This is a genomic window from Fictibacillus iocasae (assembly GCF_042665465.1).
Taxonomy (GTDB): Bacteria; Bacillota; Bacilli; order Bacillales; family Fictibacillaceae; genus Fictibacillus; species Fictibacillus iocasae.
The window spans coordinates 24,021-46,794 of record NZ_JBHTCP010000012.1; the positions used below are offsets into that span (position 1 = coordinate 24,021).

Annotated in this window: 24 protein-coding genes and 1 other annotated feature; of the genes, 2 read left to right on the forward strand and 22 right to left on the reverse strand. The window is 45.0% G+C overall.

Annotated features, from left to right (window positions below):
- Window positions 1–76 precede the first annotated feature (76 nt).
- The 3 genes from nadA to nadB are packed head-to-tail and all read right to left on the reverse strand — an operon-like array spanning window position 77 to window position 3,525.
- Window positions 77–1,177: a quinolinate synthase NadA gene (nadA, locus tag ACFQPF_RS06060; RefSeq protein WP_379747609.1), complete on the reverse strand. Its 1,101-nt coding sequence runs from the start codon at window positions 1,175–1,177 to the stop codon at window positions 77–79.
- A complete protein-coding gene (nadC, locus tag ACFQPF_RS06065; RefSeq protein WP_379747611.1) occupies window positions 1,149–2,009 on the reverse strand; it encodes a carboxylating nicotinate-nucleotide diphosphorylase in 861 nt (286 codons plus the stop codon). The genes nadA and nadC overlap by 29 nt, the downstream gene beginning before the upstream one ends.
- Entirely contained in the window at window positions 1,984–3,525 is a 1,542-nt protein-coding gene (gene nadB, locus ACFQPF_RS06070) for an L-aspartate oxidase (RefSeq protein ID WP_379747613.1), read from the reverse strand. Before nadB ends, nadC begins: the two co-directional genes overlap by 26 nt.
- Before the next feature lie 93 nt (window positions 3,526–3,618).
- On the opposite strand from nadB, the gene ACFQPF_RS06075 reads away from it, so the two are divergent.
- Window positions 3,619–4,770: an IscS subfamily cysteine desulfurase gene (locus ACFQPF_RS06075; RefSeq protein ID WP_379747615.1), complete on the forward strand. Its 1,152-nt coding sequence runs from the start codon at window positions 3,619–3,621 to the stop codon at window positions 4,768–4,770.
- On the forward strand, window positions 4,767–5,312 hold the full coding sequence (locus ACFQPF_RS06080) for a transcription repressor NadR (protein ID WP_379747617.1): 546 nt from the start codon (window positions 4,767–4,769) through the stop codon (window positions 5,310–5,312). The genes ACFQPF_RS06075 and ACFQPF_RS06080 overlap by 4 nt, the downstream gene beginning before the upstream one ends.
- A gap of 66 nt (window positions 5,313–5,378) precedes the next feature.
- Here ACFQPF_RS06080 and ACFQPF_RS06085 read toward each other — a convergent pair whose 3' ends face one another.
- The 19 genes from ACFQPF_RS06085 to ACFQPF_RS06175 form a co-directional block, all read right to left on the reverse strand.
- Entirely contained in the window at window positions 5,379–5,825 is a 447-nt protein-coding gene (locus tag ACFQPF_RS06085; protein WP_379747619.1) for an ACT domain-containing protein, read from the reverse strand.
- 647 nt (window positions 5,826–6,472) lie between these two features.
- Complete coding sequence (obgE, locus tag ACFQPF_RS06090; protein WP_379747621.1) at window positions 6,473–7,762, reverse strand: GTPase ObgE; 1,290 nt, start codon at window positions 7,760–7,762, stop codon at window positions 6,473–6,475.
- A 36-nt stretch (window positions 7,763–7,798) separates the two neighbouring features.
- A complete protein-coding gene (locus ACFQPF_RS06095; RefSeq protein WP_379747623.1) occupies window positions 7,799–8,329 on the reverse strand; it encodes a Spo0B domain-containing protein in 531 nt (176 codons plus the stop codon).
- Between the two features lie 175 nt (window positions 8,330–8,504).
- Window positions 8,505–8,795 carry a 50S ribosomal protein L27 gene (gene rpmA / locus ACFQPF_RS06100; RefSeq protein ID WP_094252107.1) on the reverse strand — a complete coding sequence of 97 codons (291 nt, stop codon included), beginning with the start codon at window positions 8,793–8,795 and terminating at the stop codon, window positions 8,505–8,507.
- Entirely contained in the window at window positions 8,788–9,144 is a 357-nt protein-coding gene (locus tag ACFQPF_RS06105; RefSeq protein ID WP_379747625.1) for a ribosomal-processing cysteine protease Prp, read from the reverse strand. The genes rpmA and ACFQPF_RS06105 overlap by 8 nt, the downstream gene beginning before the upstream one ends.
- A 6-nt stretch (window positions 9,145–9,150) precedes the next feature.
- Window positions 9,151–9,459: a 50S ribosomal protein L21 gene (rplU, locus tag ACFQPF_RS06110; RefSeq protein WP_094252110.1), complete on the reverse strand. Its 309-nt coding sequence runs from the start codon at window positions 9,457–9,459 to the stop codon at window positions 9,151–9,153.
- 12 nt (window positions 9,460–9,471) lie between these two features.
- Window positions 9,472–9,555: a sequence feature (ribosomal protein L21 leader region), on the reverse strand.
- Window positions 9,556–9,601: 46 nt separating this feature from the next.
- A complete protein-coding gene (locus ACFQPF_RS06115; RefSeq protein WP_379747627.1) occupies window positions 9,602–11,062 on the reverse strand; it encodes an Rne/Rng family ribonuclease in 1,461 nt (486 codons plus the stop codon).
- Between the two features lie 33 nt (window positions 11,063–11,095).
- Window positions 11,096–11,950 carry a site-2 protease family protein gene (locus tag ACFQPF_RS06120; protein ID WP_379747629.1) on the reverse strand — a complete coding sequence of 285 codons (855 nt, stop codon included), beginning with the start codon at window positions 11,948–11,950 and terminating at the stop codon, window positions 11,096–11,098.
- A complete protein-coding gene (locus ACFQPF_RS06125; protein WP_379747631.1) occupies window positions 11,943–12,671 on the reverse strand; it encodes a peptidoglycan DD-metalloendopeptidase family protein in 729 nt (242 codons plus the stop codon). Before ACFQPF_RS06125 ends, ACFQPF_RS06120 begins: the two co-directional genes overlap by 8 nt.
- 174 nt (window positions 12,672–12,845) lie before the next feature.
- A complete protein-coding gene (gene minD, locus ACFQPF_RS06130; protein WP_379747633.1) occupies window positions 12,846–13,640 on the reverse strand; it encodes a septum site-determining protein MinD in 795 nt (264 codons plus the stop codon).
- 3 nt (window positions 13,641–13,643) lie between these two features.
- A complete protein-coding gene (gene minC / locus ACFQPF_RS06135) occupies window positions 13,644–14,333 on the reverse strand; it encodes a septum site-determining protein MinC (RefSeq protein ID WP_379747635.1) in 690 nt (229 codons plus the stop codon).
- 58 nt (window positions 14,334–14,391) lie between these two features.
- The gene (gene mreD, locus ACFQPF_RS06140; RefSeq protein WP_379747637.1) at window positions 14,392–14,904 is read right to left on the reverse strand and encodes a rod shape-determining protein MreD; all 513 of its coding nucleotides are present in this window, start codon (window positions 14,902–14,904) and stop codon (window positions 14,392–14,394) included.
- Complete coding sequence (mreC, locus tag ACFQPF_RS06145; protein ID WP_379747639.1) at window positions 14,904–15,776, reverse strand: rod shape-determining protein MreC; 873 nt, start codon at window positions 15,774–15,776, stop codon at window positions 14,904–14,906. Before mreC ends, mreD begins: the two co-directional genes overlap by 1 nt.
- A 13-nt stretch (window positions 15,777–15,789) precedes the next feature.
- Entirely contained in the window at window positions 15,790–16,827 is a 1,038-nt protein-coding gene (locus ACFQPF_RS06150; RefSeq protein ID WP_379747641.1) for a rod shape-determining protein, read from the reverse strand.
- Between the two features lie 72 nt (window positions 16,828–16,899).
- The gene (radC, locus tag ACFQPF_RS06155) at window positions 16,900–17,589 is read right to left on the reverse strand and encodes a RadC family protein (protein WP_379747643.1); all 690 of its coding nucleotides are present in this window, start codon (window positions 17,587–17,589) and stop codon (window positions 16,900–16,902) included.
- 26 nt (window positions 17,590–17,615) lie between these two features.
- Window positions 17,616–18,197, reverse strand: coding sequence for a Maf family protein (locus ACFQPF_RS06160; protein WP_379747645.1), 582 nt, complete (start codon window positions 18,195–18,197; stop codon window positions 17,616–17,618).
- Between the two features lie 215 nt (window positions 18,198–18,412).
- Window positions 18,413–19,414, reverse strand: a complete 1,002-nt coding sequence (locus ACFQPF_RS06165) for a hypothetical protein (protein ID WP_379747647.1) — start codon at window positions 19,412–19,414, stop codon at window positions 18,413–18,415.
- 194 nt (window positions 19,415–19,608) lie between these two features.
- On the reverse strand, window positions 19,609–21,315 hold the full coding sequence (locus ACFQPF_RS06170; RefSeq protein WP_379747649.1) for a GGDEF domain-containing protein: 1,707 nt from the start codon (window positions 21,313–21,315) through the stop codon (window positions 19,609–19,611).
- 112 nt (window positions 21,316–21,427) lie between these two features.
- Window positions 21,428–22,720 (reverse strand): bifunctional folylpolyglutamate synthase/dihydrofolate synthase, encoded by a 1,293-nt coding sequence (locus ACFQPF_RS06175; protein WP_379747651.1) that lies wholly within the window; start codon window positions 22,718–22,720, stop codon window positions 21,428–21,430.
- Window positions 22,721–22,774: the final 54 nt, after the last annotated feature.

A 22,774-nucleotide genomic window follows, 5' to 3' on the forward strand; every position in this document is an offset into this window, starting at 1 on the left:
TGGTGCATATAAGCAGCCATAGCTTCATCCTTAATACGATATGCCTAACTGTAAGAGGGTATGACAGGGAAGCTGGTTATGCGCGCTCGAGCATCCTGTTCAGTGCCAGTAATGCTGAAGCACTCACTTTTTCATCTACCTTTATTACGTTTTGCGGTGTTCCGCCTTCTACATTCTCGAGACTCCATAACAAATGGGGAAGGTCAATCCGATTCATTGTCAAACAAGGACACATGTTTGGGTTCAGTGAAACAACCTCAATTTCAGGAAATAAAGCAGATAGACGGTTCACAAGGTTCATTTCCGTTCCTACCGCCCACTTCGTACCTTTCTGTGCTTTCTTTAATGTATCAATAATGAATGTAGTCGAACCGCTGTAATCACTCGCTTCTACAACGTCATGCGTGCATTCAGGATGAACGATAATGTTCCATTTATCTTCCTTTTCACGAAATTCTTGGATCTGTTCTGTCGTGAATTTTTCATGAACGGAACAATGGCCTTTCCATAAAATAACTTTAATGTGTTCTATCGGCTCATTTGTTTCAAGCTTTTCAGTATGCGGATTCCATACCGCCATCTGTTCTAAGGGAATGCCCATCTTAAAGGCTGTGTTTCGCCCCAGATGCTGATCAGGTAAGAAAAGAATCCTTTCTTTTTCACCAAAAGCCCACTTGAGCATCTTTTCCGCGTTGGACGACGTTACAGTAGCCCCGCCATGTCTGCCGCAGAACGCTTTAATTTCAGCGGTTGAGTTGACATATGTTAGCGGCAGGATACTGTCACCAAACAGAACGCCAAGCTTTGACCAAGCTCTTTCTGTCTGATGGATATCTGCCATATCAGCCATTGAGCAGCCTGCTTTTAAATCAGGAAGGATGACAGTCTGTTCATTGCTAGACAGCATATCTGCCGTCTCAGCCATAAAATGTACGCCGCAAAACACAATATATTCCGCTTTGGTGCTTGCCGAAAGTTGTGCGAGCTGCAGAGAATCCCCTGTATCATCTGCAAAATCAATCACTTCATCCCGCTGATAATGATGGCCTGGTAAGTACAGCCGTTCGCCAAGCCGTTCTTTGATCGACTGGATGCGTGCTCTTAATTCACTGTCAGTCAGCTTATAATACTCTTCAGGTAGCACGTTCTTATTTTGATACGTTAGCAACAGTGTCATGTTTGACAGCTCCTTTCACGGTCAGGCTGATATCGAGGCTTTTCACCGAGTGCGTTAAATAACCAAGTGAGATGTAACCGACCCCCGTACTGCCAAACTGCTTCAGTCTTTCCGGTGTGATTCCTCCCGATGCCTCTGTGATAATATGATTAGGAACAACTTGCAGCCACTCGTTAATCACTTCCGGCTGGAGATTATCGAACATGATAATATCCGCGTCTGCTTGGATGGCTTCTTGCAGCTGTTCATATGTTTCAATTTCCACTTCTACTTTTGTCATATGTCCAGAAGCGGCTCTTGCCGCTTTAATAGCGTTTGCAATGCTGCCAAATGCTGCGATATGATTATCCTTGAGCATTATGCCGTCATACAGTCCGTACCTATGGCTATAGCCTCCACCGCAAGTTACCGCGTATTTGTCAAACATTCTTAGCCCTGGCGCCGTTTTGCGTGTATCCGTAATCCGGACGTTGCTTCCTGCCAGCTGGCATGCTTTTTTTGTTGCGCTCGCTATTCCTGACATGCGCTGTACAAGATTTAATAGAACACGTTCACCTGCCAAAATCGCTTGCGCCGGCCCCTTCACCTCCATCAGCACGTCTCCTGCTTTTACCGCCTCACCGTCCCGTACAAAGAATAGGAATGTTATGGATTTGTCCAACAGCAGATAGCCTTCCTTTAGTACCTCTGTTCCACAGAATACGCCATCCTCTTTCGCTTGTAGAACGGCAAGAGTCCTCTCATTTCCTATTAGCTGGGCAGATACGTCTCCCGTTCCGATATCTTCAAGAAAAAATTCTTGCAGCTTATGTAAAAGCAGCAGTTTGTTCATGTGATTCCATCCTTCTTTCTATCGTTTTTCGTTTCCATTGCTCTCTCGCTTCTGGATAATCCCTTCTGTAATGACCGCCTCTGCTTTCCCGCCTCGATAATGCTGAAGTGGTCACTAGCCAAGCCATCAAGTGAGTGTTTATACACCTCAGTTCATCGAGGGTATGGTGATAAGAAGGCGTGATGAAAGGAAACTGTTCTAGATACTCTATATAGGCTCTCATGTCGTTTCCGTCACGGACGATACCGGCACTTCGCGAAAGACCCTCCCTCATCACCACTACTGATGGCATCGCCAGACTGGTTCGCTCTATATCGGGAAGAAACGGCCTAGGACGAAGCTTTTTCAAACGATGACTCGCTATTTTCCTTGCAATCCGCAAAGCCATCCCGGTGCCTTCCAGCAAAGAATTGCTCGCTAGCCTGTTCGCTCCATGCAAGCCAGTTCTTGCACATTCTCCAGCTGCAAACAACCCAGCAACTGAGGTCTTTCCCCATTCGTCAGTCTTAATGCCACCCATCGTAAAATGAGCGCCTGGAGCGACCGGGAGGAGACCAGACAGAAGATGGATGTTTGCTTTTTGGCACATTTCAAAAATTGTGGGAAACCGTTCCCGAAAACGAGTGATGGCTGAAATATCTAAAAACACGTCTTTCCCATTATCGCGTGAGCGCTGGATCTCTCGTGCCACGATATCTCTTGGAGCGAGGTCTTTTAAAGGATGGACTCCTTCCATAATGGGATGACCTTCACAGTCTATGAGTCTCCCTCCCTCACCTCTGACAGCTTCAGACACGAGTCCATGTGTGGTCTCATTATGGATGAGCAGTGTCGGGTGGAACTGCACAAACTCTAGATCACACAACTGAGCACCGGCTCTGTATGCCATGGCCATTCCGCTGCCGTCAGCTTGACGGACATTGCTGCTTCTTTCATAAAGCCCAGCAAATCCTCCTGTACACAAAATGGTATAGGATGCAAACACCGCTTCATTTTCTCCTGTCTCATTGCGGCACCATGCTCCTGCACATCGACCGTCTTGAATAATGAGATCGGCGGCAGTTCCATAGTAAAACACGTTTCGATTGATGAGCTTTTCACGCAAAGCCTTTACGATGTACTTACCCGTCTGGTCACCGCCGGCGTGCAGTATCCGCTTCTTTCGATGTCCGCCTTCCAGGCCAAATACTAGTGTTCCTTTGTCGTCTGTATCAAACGTGACACCAGCATCCGATAAATAGGTGAAGACCTCTTTACTCTGTTTAATAATGCTTTCGGCTGCCCTTGCCTCACAGTGGCCAGCTCCCGCTAACAAGGTATCAGTCAAATGATCATTCCAACTGTCCTCTTTACCGACAGAGGCAGCAATACCCCCTTGTGCATGATAGCTGTTGCATGATGTAACAGAAGAGTTTGTGATGATTCTCACATTCATGCTCATGCTAAGTTTTTCGGCACAAACCAGCCCTGCCACACCGGACCCGATAATCAGAACATCTGTATAAACAGCTTTCATTATCGCACCTCATGTCTATATATGTGTCTTGACACCTATATTTACACAATATTAAACTGATGACAAGAATTTTTCTTCGGAAAGGAATTAAATATGAATTATTTCGATTACGCCGCCTCTGCACCAATGAGGCCTGAAGCGACTGAAGCATATGTTTATTGCGCAAAGGACTTTTATGCAAATTCTGAAAGCCTGCATGACCCCGGTGCTCTTGCAGGAGACTTTTTGCAGCATGCAAGAAATAAACTGGCCGATGTTTTATCTGTTCGTTCAGATAGCATTTATTTTACAGGAGGAGGATCTGATGGGAATTTTCTAGCTATCACGGCACTCGCCAATGGAAATAAAGAGAGAGGCCGGCATATTCTCGTTTCTCCGCTCGAGCATCCTTCCGTAATGAACACGGTACATTTTTTGCAATCATCTGGTTTTGAAGTTGACACTTTGCCTGTGAGAGCAGACGGACGTGTCCATGCCGAAGATTTAAACAAATGTGTACGCCATGATACGATATTAGCTATCATACAGCACGCAAACAGCGAGATTGGTACCATTCAGCCTATGTCAAAAATCGGGGCTCTTTTGAGAGAAAGAGACATCCTTCTTCACAGCGACTGCTGCCAAAGTTTTGGAAAGCTTTCAATGAGCTCTGTTATTCCGTATGTAAGTTCCATTACGGTTTCCTCTCATAAAATAGGCGGGCCTAAAGGAACAGGAGCCGTGTATATATCACCTGGTACGAGAGCCATCCCTCTCATGCAGGGCGGCGTTCATGAACAGGGCTTCAAACATGGAACGGTTGACGTGCCCGCTATCGCTTCCTTCGTCACGGCGGCTCTTCTTGCTCATGCTGAGCTTGACGATTGGACGCTGCATATGAACAACATGCGTCACAAGCTTTTATCGATTATAATGAGAAGTGAAAACATTGTGGTTGAAAGAAGCCATAGTCCAGTCCTGCCTCACTTTGTCCCGATCAGGTTGAAAGGGATGGAAGGGCAGTATGCGATGCTTGAGCTTAATAGGCAGCGCCATGCCGTATCACCAGGAAGTGCCTGTAAATCAGGGCAGCAGGAGCCATCTCGTGCTCTTCTTTCTCTTGGAAGGAATGAGAATGAAGCGAGAGAGCTTGTGCGCATCACACTTGGAAAAGAAACGAATGAAAGTGAGATCGAACAGCTCGGAAAAAGCCTTTTAACCATGGCGGCAAATCATGGGTTAACTAAAGTGAGGGAACACGCATGAAAATTGAAGGGAAATTAAAAGGAAACGAACGCCGTGAGCTTATATTAAGCTGGCTTAAGGATGCAGCAGAACCACTGAAAGGGTCGTGGCTCGCCAAAAAAACAGGCGTGAGCCGGCAGGTTATCGTTCAGGATATCTCCCTGCTAAAGGCTGCAAACGAGCCCATTATGGCCACTGCTCAAGGCTATGTATACATGCAGTCAGAGGGGGCAGAAATGCATGAAGTGGTAGTGGCATCACACCACCTTTCCAATCAGACGGAGGATGAGTTGAACACGGCCGTCGATCACGGTGTTCTTGTGAAAAATGTCATCGTCGAGCACCCTGTCTATGGCCATATTACAGCACCGCTCATGCTTTCCAACCGCAGTGAGGTCAAACATTTTATCCAAAAGCTTCACGATACGAAAGCAAGCCTGCTCAGCGACCTGACAGATGGTGTGCACCTTCACACGCTTTCTGCCGATTCGAAGGAAAAGCTCCATACTGCCATCCTTGCTCTTAATGAAAAAGGATATTTACTGAAAGGGAGCGGCGAATAGCTTTTATACGGTTTGAAATCAAATAAAGGCCGGGGCATTCTATCGTATGAATGCTCCGGCCTTTATTTATGCACCTGTACCGATTACTTCAACATGCTCCACCACTTCCATTCGGTTGATGGTTGCGAGAAATTCTTTAATGCTTCCTTGTATAGCATTCGTTTCAATCGTAAGGGTAACATGTGCCCGCCCTTGAAGCGGAATGGTCTGGTGGATCGTCAGGACGTTGCAGCCCATCGATGCGGCGACCGTGAGAAGACCTGATAAAGCACCTGAACGGTCTTCTAAATGGATGGAAAGGGTGATGATTTTCTCTTTAACCATCGTATGAAACGGGAAAATGCCATCCTTGTATTTATAAAATGCGCTTCTGCTTAACCCAACATGTTCCGCTGCCTCGGCAACCGTTTTCAGCTTTCCGCGTTCAAGCATTGACTTCGCCTCAAGCGCCTTCTGCATAGACTCCGACAGCAAGTCTTCACGGACCATGTAAAATTGCTTCTCGTCCTTCATCCTCATAATCTCCTCAATGCATATTCATGCTTTTAGTATAGACAGTCCTTGATGGGTTGTCTATACACTGCTTTTAGCTTAGAAAGAAGTCTGAGGAGCAGTTGATTTTCGTTTCAAGCGCACGCTTATCCAGAGGGGTGAGACGAAAAGCGCGGGTGGGCTCGTTCAGCCCCGACAAGCAAATGAGGAAGGGACCGGTAAGTCGGTTTGTGACTTATTGGGCACTTACTCATTTGACCTCGAGGGGCTAGCCCTTTTTGCTGGACAAACCGAAAAGCGCGGGTGGGCTCGTTCAGCCCCGACAAGCAAATGAGGAAGGGACCGGTAAGTCGGTTTGTGACCTTTTGCTAGCCAAGTGCCTTTGGAAGGTCTCACCTGCGTCACTCCCACACGCAGGATAAGGAAAGCTGTGTAAGACCTCAAGCGCAAGAAAAAGTGCTGTTCTTTTTCGAGGAGTCGGCGCCTTACACTCCAAACAACATTACAAGAGAAGCAATCAAAGAAGTTCTTAAAAATTCACTAGATCTATTTAAGTAATCATGTACGTCTAAACATTTTTACATAGTAAATCTCTTTTAAGTACATAACAACTAGAATTTAAAAGCATGATTTTTATAAAAAGAAAAAATAGACTATCGGGTGATAGTCTATTCTACAAATTCGAATTCGTACTTTAGGATTCTTACGGTGTCGCCGTGTTCTGCGCCTTTTGCACGCAGTGCTTCGTCGACGCCGAGTGAACGGAGCTGACGCGCAAAGCGTTTGACCGTTTCATCACGTGTAAAGTCTGTCATCTTGAACAGCTTTTCAATTCTTGGTCCGTTGATCACGAACGTGCCGTCCGAATCACGTGTAATGTAGAAGCCTGTGTCTTCTTTTTCATGCTTGAAGACAACGCGGTGGCTTCCTTCTTCCTTCTCCTCGTGAATCATCGGGAATTCTGGTGTGACGTTCAGCAGATCAGCCGTCGCATACAGTACTTCTTTAAGTCCTTGGCGTGTTACGGCCGAGATCGGGAAGACAAGTGCTTCTTCTCCTACTTTTTCTTTGAACGCCTTAAGATTTTCTTCTGCTTCTGGAAGATCCATCTTGTTCGCGACGATGATCTGTGGGCGTTCTGTCAGTCTCATATTGTATTGACGGAGTTCGTCGTTTATTTTGACATAATCCTCATAAGGGTCGCGCCCTTCCATCCCGCTCATATCGATAACATGAAGGATAACTCTCGTACGCTCGATATGACGCAGGAACTGATGCCCAAGACCGACGCCTTCGTGAGCTCCCTCGATCAGACCTGGCAGATCCGCCATGACAAAGCTTCTGCCTTCGTCAACCGCTACAACTCCGAGATTCGGTGTAATGGTTGTGAAATGATAAGCGGCAATTTTCGGCTTAGCAGAAGATACAACCGAAAGAAGCGTAGACTTCCCTACACTTGGAAAACCAACAAGCCCCACATCAGCGAGCACTTTCAATTCCATGACGATATCGCGCTCTACTCCGGGTTCTCCGTTTTCTGCAATTTCAGGCGCTGGATTTGCTGGTGTAGCAAAACGAGTGTTTCCGCGTCCACCGCGGCCGCCCTTTGCAATAACCGCACGCTGTTTATGATGAACAAGGTCGGCGATAACCTGCCCAGTCTCAGCATCTGTGACAACCGTGCCAGGCGGAACCTTTACGACCATGTCCTCCGCTTTTCTTCCGTGCATCCCTTTGGACATTCCGTGCTCACCGCGCTGCGCTTTAAAATGCCGTGTGAAACGGAAATCCATGAGTGTTCGAAGGCCTTCTTCGACCTCAAAAATGACATCCGCGCCCTTACCGCCGTCACCACCAGCAGGACCGCCGTCTGGAACGTATTTCTCGCGTCTGAACGCTACCATACCGTTTCCGCCGTCTCCGCCTTTAACATATACTTTTACCTGATCGACAAACATTGTTTCAGCCCTCCTTCCGTGCATCTTTGTTTATAATCAAAACGAAATACACGAATAAATTTCATTTTCCTTCGTATAGGTTTCGATAACCTCTACGCTTTTATGTGCAAGAATACAGCCCTTTACTTTGTCCGCTACTACATCCGGTGAGGAAAGTCCGCCTTGAAAATGGTATATTACCTGAGAAACCGATGGCTTGATCGCAACTTGAAGGAGCGGCTCGTCATATCCTGAAAGATGAGGCACGATGACTTCTGTCAGGCTGGATATAAGCTGAAAGAGGTCTTCGTCCTGCTGTGAGAGGTCCGCAGACTCTCCTTCCACAGAAAACCTCACACGCAGGGAGCTTTCATTCCAGTTGAACAGAAGAAGGTATTGAGCCAGCTTTGGCGCCTTTAAGTTGGAAAGCTTTGCTTCTTCCCTTGAAGCATCAATCATTTCTTCTATGATTTCTTTCACCCGCTCAGGCCGGTTCATTGACAGGTTTGCTTTAATTAACTGTATCTGATTCAGCCAGTCATGCCTTGCATGACGCAGCAATTCGACCGGTGTCCATTTATCTGCCATAATCGCACTCCCCGTACAAGTATTGGCCTTCCCGCTAAATAGCCAGGGTCCGGTACCATCCGCCGCATAGTGCAGCAGATGGGTATTGGCATCCGGATGGTACCGGACCCCCACTCTGTTTGAGCACATATCATATAAAAAAGCTCTAACCAGTGGTTAGAGCTTTTCATCCCTCTTACGCTTCTTGTGCGACTGGGTATACACTTACTTTTTTACGGTCACGTCCGTAACGCTCGAACTTTACAACACCGTCCACTTTCGCGAACAATGTGTCGTCTCCGCCTTTACCAACGTTTAGACCTGGATAAATCTTTGTACCGCGCTGACGGTAAAGGATTGATCCACCTGATACGAACTGTCCGTCCGCACGCTTAGCGCCAAGACGCTTAGACTGTGAGTCACGGCCGTTCTTTGTGCTACCTACACCCTTTTTGGATGCAAAGTATTGAAGGTTTAATTTAATCATTCGTTGCACCTCCTTCTTTTTTAAGAATGGTGATGTATTCTCCGTATCCCTCTTGAATGGATTCAAGCGAGACGATCATGCCTTCCAAAAGCAATTGAATGCTGCTGTAAGTATCCGGTTCCAAGCCATCTCGTGAAACGTTCAGCGCAAGATACCCGCCTTCATCACGCATCGAAACATCGGGCGTAATGTGGCAAAGCTTCTCAATCGCGTTAATCGTCCCGATCGAGACTGCCGATGCTGCTGCACAGACAAGATCTTGTCCATGAGGTGCATAATCAGCGTGGCCGGTCATCTCAAACGAGGTAATCTCTTTTGATTTGTTCCGGTAAATTCGCACTGTAATCATACGGAATTAACCGTTGATTTTTCCAATTACAACTTTTGTGTATGGCTGACGATGACCTTGCTTACGACGGTAGTTTTTCTTCGCTTTGAACTTGTAAACGACGATTTTCTCTCCGCGGCCATGCTTTTCAACTGTTCCTGTTACAGAAGCACCTTCTACTAGTGGAGCGCCAACCTTCAGGCTGTCACCGCCTACCATTAGAACATCTTCAAAAGTTACAGTTTCACCAGCTTCAACATCAAGCTTTTCAATGTAGATCACTTGTCCTTCTTCAACACGGACTTGCTTTCCACCTGTTTGAATGATTGCGTACATACTTGCACCTCCTCTTATACTCAGACTCGCCATCGCAGGTGTTCTCTATAAAAGAGAATCTTCCAGAACCTGTGTCATGTGCGGTTGGAGCGGGTGCCCCAAAACACTAACGGAAAAATCATACCATGCGGAGTATGAAGTGTCAACCTAATTCCTTTGAAATGCGGGCTTCCATTTCATCAATCGTCCCTTTTTGGCGCAACGAATAATATGGTTCGTCTTCATTTACTGTAAGATACAATTTCCATGGATGTTTCTTGTTCCATTCTGGTTCATATAATCCATACATATCGCTGATCACATGATAGAGCTTAGGCGACAATTGTATCCAGATTGCTTCCGCTTCATCATATTGCAGCGACAATAAAAATCGGTCAAACGAAAAAAACTGAGCTTTAAGATGCTCCTGTTCCTTCTCCTCTGATTTCAAATTCCTAGAATGCGGAAGAAAATCACGGATAGGCGGGCGTTCTTTTTTTCTCGTCATCTCAAACACACCCATCGCAGAGAAGCCATGCAGGACAGTCGTGACCGGATCCTCTTTCATAAGCACACTCATTCTTTCCTCGACCGCTCTTTGATGATCTTTTGATTTCATGGTTATGAAGTCGATTGCGATCATGCCTCCTATGCTTCGCAGACGGAGCTGGCGGGCGATTTCATTAGCGGCGGCTACATTGACCTGAAGGACGGTTTGATCACGGTCTGCTTTCCCGGTATACATCCCTGAGTTCACATCAATCACCGTCATCGCTTCTGTATGCTCGATGACCATCGAGGCGCCGTTTTGAAGGACTACGTTTGGAGAAGAGGCTTCCTTCAGTTCGTTATCAATGTTCCATGCTTCAAATAAAGGCATCGTTCCGTGGTGCAGCTGAACATCGCCCGCGTGAAGCTTTTGGACAGATCGCAGCACCTCTGCATCATCGACGGTTACCCGGCTTGATATGGAGCTCCATTTTTTCAAAAAAGACACGTAAAAAGGCTCTTCTTTTAAAAGGCAAGGAGGCTTTTTCTCTTTTGCAGCAGTAATCAGGCGCTTATGCTCGAGCCTAAGCCGGTCCAGTTCTTCTGCTACAGCCTTTTCGCCGGCTTTTTCACAGGAAGTGCGGAGCACCATTCCTTCTGATCCTATCCTGATCTCTTCTCCCCATTCTCTCCAGCGATCACGTGAGTCACCAGCCATTTTTTTGGATACACCTATATATGACCCCGATGGAAAATAGACAAGATTATCACCTGTATAGGATAAGATCCCTGTCAGGCGCGCCCCTTTATCTCCTGCCTCTTCCTTAATCACTTGTACGAGCAATTCTTGTCCTTGGGTAAGGAGCTGTGATATCGAGGCATGCTTTTGCTGTTCTTTTGGCATTTCCTGAAAACCCGGAAGTTCATCGCGATGAATGAATCCATTTCTTTCTTTGCCTATATCTATAAACGCTGCTTGCATTCCTGGCTGGACTTTTTGGACCTTGCCTTTGTATATCTGTCCTGCCTTAGGGGATTTTTCCGGCCGGAACATATGGCATTCCAGCAGCTTTTCACCGTGGAGCAGCGCCATTCTTTTTTCTAATCCTTTTGTCTCAATTAAAATATGATGCATGTATATCCTCCGCCCAACTGAGTTACTGCTATTTTAGCGGAAAATCTCTCGTATTGCACACCGCATCTGTCCTTTATGAAAAAACGCATGCAAAAGGTCATATTCTTTCAAAGATTTTGCAGGATTTTCCTTGACCATAATTTCATGTTCTCTTGATTTATAAAACAAGTTCAGCACACTGCCCACTTCTAAGCTCCCAGGCACGATGAACCTCTTTTTTTTCTTATAACCATAAGGAAAGTGGTATCGGTTTAAAAGGAAACGAATGAACACATATTTCCTGCGCTTCCATTCAATATAATGAGCAGAAAGCAAGAACAGAGCGATCATCCACAGGTTCAAGTGGAAGGTATGATAGGTCAAATAAAAGAGAAGAAGAAAGAGAAAGAAGATGAAAGAGAATAGGAGAAAGATTTTCTGCGCTTTATAAAAAGGCATCGTTCTTGCAAAAAAGAGAAATAACAGCCTGCCGCCATCAAGCGGCCAAACCGGAAGCAGATTGAACGCGAAAATAGCGATGTTTACATATACAAGCCATTGATGTGTAGCAGAATCAATTATTTCAAAGGAGACGAGCAGAAAAGAAAGGCCAATCATCCAAACATGCTGGATAGGGCCAAGAATGGTTACGAAAGCTTCTTGTTTAAACGGCTTATCGGATATTTCATCGACTGACAGCGCTCCACCGAACGGCATGAGCTCGATTTTGTTAATGCGCCATTTAAAAAGATGGGCCCCGGCAAAATGACCCATCTCATGAACGAGAACAACGACATACCAAATGATGATTTCTCTAAAGTGTCCTGTAAGGATAGCACCAGCTGCCATTAACCAAAGCAGCGGGCTGATCTTTAATTTTCGAAAAAAATGAACACCTGCATTAATCAAAACGAATCACCTTGCTTGGATCAATAAATTGCTCTCCCTTTTTAAGTGCGAAATAAAATTTCCCTGTGCTTTCCTCTCTGTTCTGGGAAACACGACCCAATACTGCCCCTTGTTCAATATAATCATATAACTTTATGGACGAATCAATCTTCTCTAACATGCCATACCACGATTCTTCTTCATTTTCGTGCTGAATGACAACCGTATACCCTGTTTTATCTTTCTTCCCAGCAAAAATAACATACCCTTCGCTTACCGTCTCTACTTCCTGACCCTCACCCGTTGAAATAATTAAGCCTTCACCATTGCTTTTAAAAGATTGAAACACTTTGCCGCCCGCCGCTGGTATGGCATATGGCTTTTGAGAAGCCGCTTCTTTATTGAGCGGCTTCTCATCAAGTCCGCCAGGCAGAAGCGCGAGAGGCTTTCCAAACTGATCTTCGTACCAGTTCTTAACCGCTGCAAACTGAAACTCCTGCCGAAAGGCCTCTTTAATATACTGTTGTCCTTTCACAGCAGCTGCACCTTCATATTTGAACAAGATTCCTGCGAGCAAAAAGAGACACACAGCCCCCATGACTTGCATTAAAAACAAATGCCCTTTAAAAAGCGGATGACCCCCATCCGCTAACACCGCCTGTCTGTCCGCTTTTTTTACTGATGCTGTCCCCTTTAAACGGGCTTCATGCCGTTTTCTGATCTCATCCGCACGGTTTCTCATTTCATATCCCCCGCTCACTAAACGTTATACCTCATTGTATGACTTGTCCCCGGAGGTTATGACCAGCTGCAGCAGCCGTAGAGGGAAAAGAGCACTTCTTTCCATAGAAATAAAAAAAAGGCGGCACTTCCTCGCCGTAGCGAGTCGGTGCTGCCTGTCATGCAAAGATTTTTTTTACTTCATGCCGAGCAAGGTTTTAATCTTCGTAAAGAAGCCTTTTTCTTCATCCAGTGAAAGAAGAGGAACAGATTCTCCCAATATTCGGCGGGCGATGTTGCGATAAGCGATTGATGCTTTGGAATCAGGAGTAAGGGCGACCGGTTCTCCCTTATTCGCTGCTTTAATGACACTTTCGTCATCAATGACAACGCCTAGCAGCTCAATGGATAGAACGGCAACGATTTCATCGATATCCAGCATATCTCCGCTTTTGGCTAAATGATTGCGGAGGCGGTTAACGATCAGCTTAGGCGGTTCCATATCCTCCTGTTCTAATAATCCTATAATACGGTCTGCATCACGTACGGACGATTTCTCAGGATTTGTGACGACGATCGATTTGTCAGCACCTGCAACAGCATTTTTAAAGCCTTGTTCAATGCCGGCTGGGCAGTCGATAATCACATAATCATAATCCTGCTTTAATTCTTGTATGATTTTTTTCATTTGATGCGGCTGAACAGAGCTCTTGTCCTTCGTTTGAGCTGCGGGCAGCAAGAACAGACACTCAAAGCGCTTATCCTTGATTAATGCCTGGTTTAGTTTGCAGCGCTCTTCTACTACATCTACTAAGTCATAGATGATACGGTTTTCAAGTCCCATTAGGACATCTAGATTTCGAAGTCCGATATCGGTGTCCACAAGACAAACCTTTTTTCCTGAAAGGGCCAGGGCCGTTCCAATGTTGGCAGATGTCGTCGTCTTACCGACTCCGCCTTTTCCTGAAGTAATAACGATAGCTTCTCCCACGCTTTATTCCCCTTTCTGCAGCAAACTGTTCAAGCCCGGCCTGATTCTGTATACGTTGCTGATGCGGTCAATTCTAATTTGGTTCTCTTCATGAGATATGTAAGCGAATTCCATTTCATGTCCCGTGGCCGGGTAGTGATCAGGGGATCGATTGATCATTTCGGAGATACGAAGCTGCGATGGCTTCATAACAGAAGCTGCGATTACCGCTTCGCTGTTTCCTCTGCATCCGGCGTGTGCGATGCCTTTAAGCGCCCCCATAACAAATATATTACCTGAAGCCAAGACCGTTCCGCCAGGATTCACGTCTCCGACGAGCAGCAAGTCGCCGTGCACTTCAAGCACCTGGCCGGAACGGATGATCTTGGAAACAGTCGTCACTTCTTTTTCTTTTTGCATCTCTTCTGCTTCTGCCCGGGAAATGACATTGGATTCAATCCGTTCTAGAAGAAGGTTTTTCTTGTTTTTTAGTACTTTGATGATTTTTTTTTCATGATCTTCTGTTAAAAAACGGTTTCCTGTCTGCACCTTTACGGACACAGGCGGACCGTCCAAGAACTGTCCGCTGTCCGCTGTCAGTTTATCATATAGCTCATCTAGCATCTGCTGAAACGAACATGTATCATCGAGAAGCAAAACGAGGCCGTTTTTTGTACCTTTTATCGTAACATAATGATGCATTTTCTGTGCCATTCCCATAATTCACCTCAAGATACAATCATTCGACAGAGAAAAGGAAAATCCTTTTAAATTAGTTCATTCTGTCTTTCATTTTTTGCAGATGCCTCACGATATGATAGTAGATTACGATCGTAAATACACTGTTTAACAGAAGTGTAGGAAGAAGCCTGTCATACAAGAACACATCCCACGGCATGTCAGCCACTCCCACGAGGGAATTCAACCCGAATACGAGGACTTCTAAACAGGTCACTCCAATGATCGCCAAAAAAACCGCAACAAAAATATTGCCAAACACAAAACGGGACAATACAGAGATGATATAAGCGGTTAATGCTGCAGAGAACATGTAAACGCCAATAATATCCGTGTAGAGAAGGTCCGTCAGCAGCCCAATGACCAGCGCATAAACAATCCCGATTTGAGGCTTCAAGTACATGGAGATAAATAGAATAATAACAAGTGCAAAGCGCGGCACTAGCAGCCAGCCAGAACCATCATACTCCGGCAGCACGAGCTGCATGACCGTGCTCTCAGCTACAAACGCAGCATAGGCAAGAAAAGGAAGAAGAATACGGTTCATTATTCTTCCTCCTTTTCTAATTCATCTTCATCCAGCGTTTGCATCGTTCGTTCAAGAACCATCAAATGATCAAGATCGTACAGGTTAGCGGCTGGTTTTAAATAAGCCGTTTGTGTCAGACCGACTTCATCTGGCTCTACTTCAGTGATTTCCCCGATCAGCAAGCCCTCTGGGAAGACTTCACCAAGACCGGAGGTGATCACTTTCTGCCCTTTTTTAATCTTGGCTTCCATCGGGATTTTTTTGAACATCAGCTTTTGTTTCTTAGAATCATAGCCTTCAATCGTTCCAAAAATCCGGCTGTTGCCTTGAACGATAGCAGAAAAGCGGTTCGTCCTGTCATTATCACTGATGAGCTGCACAGTAGAATGAAAGGGTGAAACTTTCGTGATCTTGCCAACAAATCCTTGTGGGGAAATGACTGCCATTTTCGGTTCAATGCCATCCTTCGCGCCTTTGTTAATGAACACGAATTGGTTCCAGCTGTCAGGTGAACGTCCGATAACCGTTGCTTGCCTGATCTTATAATCAGTCAAGTCTTCCTCTTTATCGAGCTGTGCTCTTAACGTGTCGTTCGTGCTCTTTAATTCTTGATAATCAGCAGACAGCTGGGCGTATTCATCAAGTCTCGCTTTTAACAGCTTGTTCTCATGATAAATCTGCTTCATCTCACTGACATTCTCAAAGAAACCCGCTATATAATTAGCGGGTTTATAAAATACGGACTGAGTCCAGCCAACGGTATCTTTCAAAAACTGTTCAGGCCAAGATAATTCCTCACGCTGCTTCATTGAAAAGCCAATCATAGCAACGAGAACGATAATACTCGCAAGCAGGATGATCAGCCGTTTGTTGGAGAAAAATTGCGGCATCCGTTACACCTTCTTACTTGGATTTAGAACGTGAAGTAATTCCTGCCTTAGAACGGAAAAGATGCAGGTTTTCCAATGCTCGGCCAGTTCCTACCGCAACACAGTCAAGGGCATTTTCAGCCACGATGACAGGCATTTTTGTTTCTTCACTGATCACTTTATCCAAGTTGCGAAGCAATGCGCCTCCGCCCGTCAACACGATTCCGCGGTCCATGATATCTGCAGCCAGTTCCGGAGGAGTTTTTTCAAGTGTCACTTTTACAGCGTCCATAATGCTGTTCACCGTATCACGAAGAGCACCAGCCACTTCTTCGGCTGTAATCGTGATGGTTTTTGGAAGACCTGTCAACAGATCGCGTCCACGGATGTCCATGTTTTCAATGCCTTCAGGAGACCCAGCAGATCCGATCTCAAGCTTCAGCGTTTCAGATGTACGCTCACCGATCATAAGGTTATAGGTCTTTTTAATGTATTGGATGATCGCATCATCCATCTCGTCTCCGGCAATTCGAATGGATTGGCTCGTAACGATGCCCCCAAGGGAAATGATCGCAACTTCTGTTGTTCCTCCGCCAATATCAACGACCATACTTCCTGTCGGCTCCCAAACCGGAAGATCCGCACCGATCGCTGCTGCAAACGGCTCTTCAATCGTGTACGCTTCACGGGCACCCGCCTGTTTGGTCGCATCTTCAACAGCACGCTTTTCAACTGCTGTAATTCCAGATGGAACACAAACCATCACATTTGGTTTTCGTGCAAAAACAGAACGGTTCTTCTGTGCCTGCTGAATGAAGTATTTCATCATCGTTGCTGTTGTTTCAAAATCAGCGATAACACCGTCCTTCATCGGGCGCACAGCCACAATGTTCCCCGGTGTACGGCCGATCATGTTCTTCGCCGCGTTACCTACAGCTTCAATTGACCCTGTATCAGTCCGAAGTGCTACTACGGAAGGTTCACGCACAACAACACCCTTGCCCTTCACGTAAACAAGCGTGTTCGCAGTTCCTAAATCAATTCCTAAATCTCTTGAAAATCCACCAAACATGTATGTAAACTCCTTTCATCGAGCAAAACTCATAGATTAGATTATACGCTAACAAAAGAGAAAAAGACAATGTTAAACATATCCTTTTTCCTTGAGCGAAACGTATTTTTGATCTCCGATAATGATATGGTCCAACACATCAATTCCAAGCAGCTTTCCGCAATCCACAAGCCGCTTTGTCACTTCAATATCTTCCTTGCTGGGAGTGGGATCTCCGCTCGGATGGTTGTGAAAGCATATGATCGAAGCAGCCGACCGCCTGAAGCCTTCTTTAAATACTTCTCGGGGATGCACGATCGAGGTGTTCAAGCTTCCGATAAAAACCGTTTGTTTGTAAAGAATCTGATTTTTCGTGTTCAAATAAAGGCAAACAAAGTGCTCCTGCTGCAAAAATCTTAAATCATCCATCATGTACTTCGCGCCGTCTTCCGGTGACCTTATCGCGTACCGTTCATCGAACTGAAGCCTGCTCACTCTTTTTCCAATCTCAACAGCAGCTAGCAATTCCACCGCTTTTGCGGTGCCGATGCCGTTTACCTTCGTCAATTCACCGATTGATGCATCTTTTAAGTAGCGAAGACCGTCAAACTGCTGAATAATATGATGAGACAGCTGGATTGCAGACATTTTCTTCGTTCCTGTCCTGAGAAGGATAGCAATCAGTTCATGGTTGGCGAGGCTTTCCGGTCCTTCCGCTACGAGCCGTTCTCGCGGTCTTTCATGCACGGGATAATCTTTAATGAAAGCGGGAGCATCTACCATTTCATCTTCCTCCTGTATCTACGGTTTTATGACTGACCGTGATGGCGAAAGATGCCGAAGCCCTCTAATTCTCTTACTACCCTCGAAACCGGCAGTCCCATTACATTGTAATAATCACCGATGATGGAATGGATGAATACAGCTCCCCTGCCTTGTATGCCGTATCCGCCGGCTTTATCAAACGGCTCTTTAGAGGCGATGTATCCGGCCATTTCATCCTCTGAAAGCGGCCAGAATCGCACTTCCGTTTTTTCCGCGAACCGCACTGACTTCTGCTTGTCCATTAAACACACTCCGGTATAAACATCATGTGTCCGGCCCGAAAGGCTGCTGAGCATATGATAAGCTTCCTCTTCATTCTTTGGCTTGCCAAGCGGGATTCCATCTAATACAACGATGGTATCGGATCCGATAATGACATATTCAGAATGACGAATAAAAATTTCTTGCGCTTTTTGTTCAGCTAGCGAGCATACAAGTTCTTCGGCGGAGAGTCCCGGATCCATCACTTCCTCGATCTGGCTGGGGATACAATCGAATGGGAGAAGTGCATAAGACAGAAGTTCTTTTCTTCGAGGTGAAGAAGAGGCTAATATGAGGCGTTTCAAAAGCATCACCCTTCAAAGCAGGATTATGGCCCTGGCTGAAGGCTGACTTCAGCATAGCAGAACCTGTTTCAATAGACAAACCTATACATAATGAACGGTTGTTTCTTTTAGTTTTTCGGCAAACTTTGCCCTTTTATGACGATTTCACCTAAAAAAATCTTGAAAAACCACATAAAAGCGAGATGTTTTCCAAGAAAATGAAAAAAAGAAGCTGCTTATGCTTCTTTTTTTAAAGACTTCATTAGTTTATCATAGTTTACTAAAGCGTTTAAGGCTTCTTGCTGAAAGCCGGACTGAATTTTTTTCTGATCTTTTTCCTGTTTAACAAGCTCAAGCATCTCAGCCATATTTTTTTCAAAGACTTTAGATTGTTTGGCAGTTGCGGAACTCCACTCTTTTCGCTGCTTTACTCCGAATGTTCTCCATTTCTCATACTCCCTGAGTGTAGATGCTACGGCTTTCGCCCTGTTCTCCCCTGCCGGCAAAAAGGACAGTGTAACAACGTTTTGCAGAAGTGTTTTGCCATTGACAAAATACGATTCATCGAGCTTATTGGCTGAATGGAGACTGCTGTAGGAGAATTCGTGATTCTTTTCCCAAACATCAATCCCTTTTTCTTCATAGAACGTGACAAGGGAAGCTGCCTGATGTTTTTCGTTGCCGATTCCGCTTAAGATAGCGTATTTATTGCCTTCGAGTTTCATGACTGATGCGGCCACTCCGCTGTTCTTGATCTCCCCTGCCCTTTTTTCCGCACGATCTTCTGAGGAGAACACACCCGCTTGAACGACCGCAAAGGACAAGGATATATCCGAAAGAGCCGCTGCACTTTTCTTATTGGTTTCAACAGAGGCTGATACAGGCGCTCCAGCCGCAGACTCGGTAACAGGAGATGAAAAGACCATGAGAACGGCCGCTCCGAACAGCATGCCGGTTAAAACGGCTCCTGCGACCGACATGACGAGCTTTTTCTTCCAAAATGGACGTGCTTGCCATATTGGATCATGCTTTTTTCTAAGCAGGTCTTGCAGAGGGTTTCTCCTCTTGCTGAGAATTTTCACTTTAGATGTGAGAGACATTGAACTTTTCCTATATTCTATCAAGGCAGCAGCCGTTTCAGCTTGTCCGGCCTTTTCTTCAAGGCGAGCAGGCTCGCTCGATTGTGCACTTCTTGGCTTGCCGTTAATGAAAATGGTAATATTGTGTTTTTCTTCCACAGTCACCGCTCCTTTTCTAGTATCTAGTAAAAGATATGCTTTCATCACTTTTACTAGAACCAAAAGAGCCAGCGTTGTTAAGAAATCTTTTTTGACTGTGTGGAATTTCTTCACTGGTATAAAGTTATACTCTCTTGAAGAGAAAAAAGGCCAGTCAGGCATCAAGCATGCCGATCTGGCCTTGAAAAAATTTCTTAGCCAATATAGCAGGCAACCTTGTTTCTGCCCTGCTGTTTGGCTCCTGTGTACATGGCTCTGTCTGCATTCCGAATCAGTGTCAGCGCATCCTCCCCTTGATCGGGAGCCGTAGCGATTCCGATGCTCGCTGTGATGAACAGTGACGTCTCTTTATTATCTGTAAGATCGTTGTTAATGCGGAAAGGCTGATTAGAAATCGCATAACGAAGCTTTTCAGCAATATCGAAGCACTCGCTGCTTCCCGTTTCTGGAAGAAGAATGACAAATTCCTCTCCTCCGTATCGAGCGACCGTGCCTTTTGAGCCGATCGTCCTTTCAAGCTTTTCGGAAAGCTGACACAATACTTCGTTTCCGCTTTGATGGCCATATGTATCGTTTACTCTCTTGAAATAATCAATATCCAGCAGAATGATAGAGAATTGTCTTTTCAAATAGTCATACTGCTGAAACATGTCGCTAAGAACATTTTCGAAATATCGGTAATTATACAATCCAGTCAGCGGGCATTGCTCGCTCTTCAGCTTTGTTGATTCATAGTTTCGAGCATTATCAATCGCTACAGCCAGATAGTTAGCCAAGATTTCAATTATCATCAAGTGATGTTTCTGATACGCCCATTTTTCTTTGGACGCAAACGTAATAATGCCGACAATCTGCTGGTTTCGTATCATCGGAACAGACATGATTGATTGGGCCCTGCCTTGGAAATAACGTGCAGAAATTTCAGCCCACTGCTTTTTCGTGTTGAATCGAACACTTCTGCCTGTGGACCAAACCCTGCCGCTTACGCCTTCATTACGCTTCAGTCTTATAAATGGAATAAGCCCTTCTTCTTTTTCATATTTGCGGATGGTTTTGAAATACTCACCGCTCTCTGTATCAAATATGAAAACATAATCCGCCTTCATAATCGTGATCATCTTTTCAATGAACACATCGAGAATATCGTTTACTTTTAAATGCTCAGTGAGCTGCTGTCCGATCTCCGATGATTTTTGAAGAAGAACGTTCACCTGCTGTGAAGAATGATACAAATTTATGATGATGGAGAGCGAGATAAACGGAAAGCCGACATAGAATATGGCTGGTCTGTTCCATTCTGAATATAGAATATAAAGCAGAATGCCTACAGGGAGCACGACGATTTCTGAAGCGATGTCCCACCACATATCACGGTCAATAAAGGCCATTTTTGCCTTATAAAGATAAATGGAAATAAGATACAATAAAATATGGTTCAAAACAAAATAGGTAAGGATATAACCAATAGTAGGAACTAAAGGAAATGGATCTTTTAAATCGTAGTCGACGGATGTACCTCCCAAAAACTGATACACAAATCCCGAACCAACTGTAATCCAAGCAAACATAAGGGTCATCGCTAAGTAACGGTAGTATTCTTTGATCAATGATTTCTTCAATATCAGAAAAAGCGCGATGACTGAAAGTTGTGTGATAAAAAAGGAAACATACATGCCAAAATACAAAAAAGCGGCGAGTGAGATCCCATGGCTGAGTGATATATTCGAGTCCAGTACTTTGATCGGGAACATAGAAACAATAACCGCCAAAGTGCCGAGAATGAAAATATCAATAAGCCGGGAGCCATTTAATGGCCCACTGGATTGATAAGCAATATAGATCGCAAGCGGGTACAGAACGAGCCATCCTGCTATCAAATACACTTGCATCTTCTTTTCCATTTGGCTTGTCTCCTTCCTGATTCTAAAGCAGGATTTCCTTACTGCAAATTTTGTTGAAATATAGGCAAATGGTAATATCTATCCATTTTACCAAAAGTTCGGAAAATTACAATTAAATATGTGGAAAATCTTTCATGTATTTTCTGACCTCGGCGATAAAGTATAACGAACCCGTTATGACGATAACTTCTTCTTCTAACGCTGCTTCAATGATTTCATCGATCGCCTTCATCCAATTATGCTCATACCGCTTGTCCGGAAAATCAGATTTTCTATACAATTCCATAATGTTACCTGATCGTGGATGATCGAATTCAGTAAAGGTAAAAGAAGCAGCAGCCCTGTATAGGGGCTTCAGCATCTCCTCTTTCTGTTTATCGGCTAATGCAGAGAAAATAACATGGATTTTTTTAGATAAAAAAGTTTTTTTCAATAATTCAGATAGCGCGGCTGTTCCTTGAGGATTATGGGCTCCATCAATAAAAACGAGCGGCTGTTCACGTACTCTCTCAAACCGTCCCGGCATGGCAGCACGCTTGAGTCCCGCAGCCCTTTCTTCTTCACTGATAGATAAAATAGACTGGTTCTGCAAGCTATCTACCGCCATAAGTGCGGCCGCTGCATTATCTACCTGATGAGCACCGAGCATGGTAATCGTGTAGGAGGATGAGTCTGAATAAAGAGAATGATAGAGAAACGATTCTTCGTAAGGTCCGCCATGAATTTTCTCTATTCTATACTCCTTCCCGAACATAAGATGCGGGCTAAGTTTTTCTTCAGCCTTCTCCTTAATGACCATCAATGGCTCAGGATCCATTCTCCCCGTAACAACAGGAACACGATGTTTGATGATACCTGCTTTGTGTTCGGCGACTTCCACAAGCGTGTTGCCGAGATAATCGGTATGGTCACTTCCAACATTTGTGATGATGGATAAAACAGGCTCCACAACATTAGTTGAATCCCACGTCCCCCCCATGCCTGCTTCAATGATGCAAAAGTCCGGTATCGCTATCGTTCCAAAATAGAAAAAGGCAGCTGCTGTAATGGCTTCAAACTCTGTAATGGTCAAATCTTCCTCTCTCATCACTGATTTCAATTTATCTAATACTCTTATCAGCTCTTCATCCCCAATCGCCGAACCATTTACCTGTATATGCTCGTTGACAGTATGCATAAAAGGGGACGAAAAAACACCGGCTGTGTAGCCTGCTTCGGTCAGCATCCCTTGCAAATACGCTCCTGTGGATCCTTTCCCGTTTGTACCGGCAATGTGTATGGTCTTTACTGCACGATGCGGATCTCCCAGCTTTTTCAGTATCCTGTTCATGGACGCTAGTCCTGGACTAATCCTTCCGCCTTTCTTTAAACCTAGATAGTTATTCATTTCCTCGTAATTCTGCATGATCTGTAGCTCCATTCATATTGTGCTTTTCATGTCTCTTCCGCTTGTTTATAG

Bases quoted from the DNA above. Each gene is read 5' to 3' on its own strand.
- rplU (WP_094252110.1), bottom strand. From the start codon at position 9,459: ATGTACGCAATCATTCAAACAGGTGGAAAGCAAGTCCGTGTTGAAGAA.
- ACFQPF_RS06175 (WP_379747651.1), bottom strand. From the start codon at position 22,720: ATGCAGAATTACGAGGAAATGAATAACTATCTAGGTTTAAAGAAAGGC.
- nadC (WP_379747611.1), bottom strand. From the start codon at position 2,009: ATGAACAAACTGCTGCTTTTACATAAGCTGCAAGAATTTTTTCTTGAA.
- obgE (WP_379747621.1), bottom strand. From the start codon at position 7,762: ATGTTTGTCGATCAGGTAAAAGTATATGTTAAAGGCGGAGACGGCGGA.
- ACFQPF_RS06095 (WP_379747623.1), bottom strand. From the start codon at position 8,329: ATGGCAGATAAATGGACACCGGTCGAATTGCTGCGTCATGCAAGGCAT.
- ACFQPF_RS06125 (WP_379747631.1), bottom strand. From the start codon at position 12,671: ATGAGAAACCGTGCGGATGAGATCAGAAAACGGCATGAAGCCCGTTTA.
- mreC (WP_379747639.1), bottom strand. From the start codon at position 15,776: ATGCCGCAATTTTTCTCCAACAAACGGCTGATCATCCTGCTTGCGAGT.
- minC (WP_379747635.1), bottom strand. From the start codon at position 14,333: ATGGCACAGAAAATGCATCATTATGTTACGATAAAAGGTACAAAAAAC.
- mreD (WP_379747637.1), bottom strand. From the start codon at position 14,904: ATGAACCGTATTCTTCTTCCTTTTCTTGCCTATGCTGCGTTTGTAGCT.
- ACFQPF_RS06080 (WP_379747617.1), top strand. From the start codon at position 4,767: ATGAAAATTGAAGGGAAATTAAAAGGAAACGAACGCCGTGAGCTTATA.
- radC (WP_379747643.1), bottom strand. From the start codon at position 17,589: ATGGTAGATGCTCCCGCTTTCATTAAAGATTATCCCGTGCATGAAAGA.
- nadA (WP_379747609.1), bottom strand. From the start codon at position 1,177: ATGACACTGTTGCTAACGTATCAAAATAAGAACGTGCTACCTGAAGAG.
- ACFQPF_RS06150 (WP_379747641.1), bottom strand. From the start codon at position 16,827: ATGTTTGGTGGATTTTCAAGAGATTTAGGAATTGATTTAGGAACTGCG.
- nadB (WP_379747613.1), bottom strand. From the start codon at position 3,525: ATGAAAGCTGTTTATACAGATGTTCTGATTATCGGGTCCGGTGTGGCA.
- ACFQPF_RS06115 (WP_379747627.1), bottom strand. From the start codon at position 11,062: ATGCATCATATTTTAATTGAGACAAAAGGATTAGAAAAAAGAATGGCG.
- ACFQPF_RS06105 (WP_379747625.1), bottom strand. From the start codon at position 9,144: ATGATTACAGTGCGAATTTACCGGAACAAATCAAAAGAGATTACCTCG.
- rpmA (WP_094252107.1), bottom strand. From the start codon at position 8,795: ATGATTAAATTAAACCTTCAATACTTTGCATCCAAAAAGGGTGTAGGT.
- ACFQPF_RS06075 (WP_379747615.1), top strand. From the start codon at position 3,619: ATGAATTATTTCGATTACGCCGCCTCTGCACCAATGAGGCCTGAAGCG.
- ACFQPF_RS06085 (WP_379747619.1), bottom strand. From the start codon at position 5,825: ATGAAGGACGAGAAGCAATTTTACATGGTCCGTGAAGACTTGCTGTCG.
- ACFQPF_RS06170 (WP_379747649.1), bottom strand. From the start codon at position 21,315: ATGGAAAAGAAGATGCAAGTGTATTTGATAGCAGGATGGCTCGTTCTG.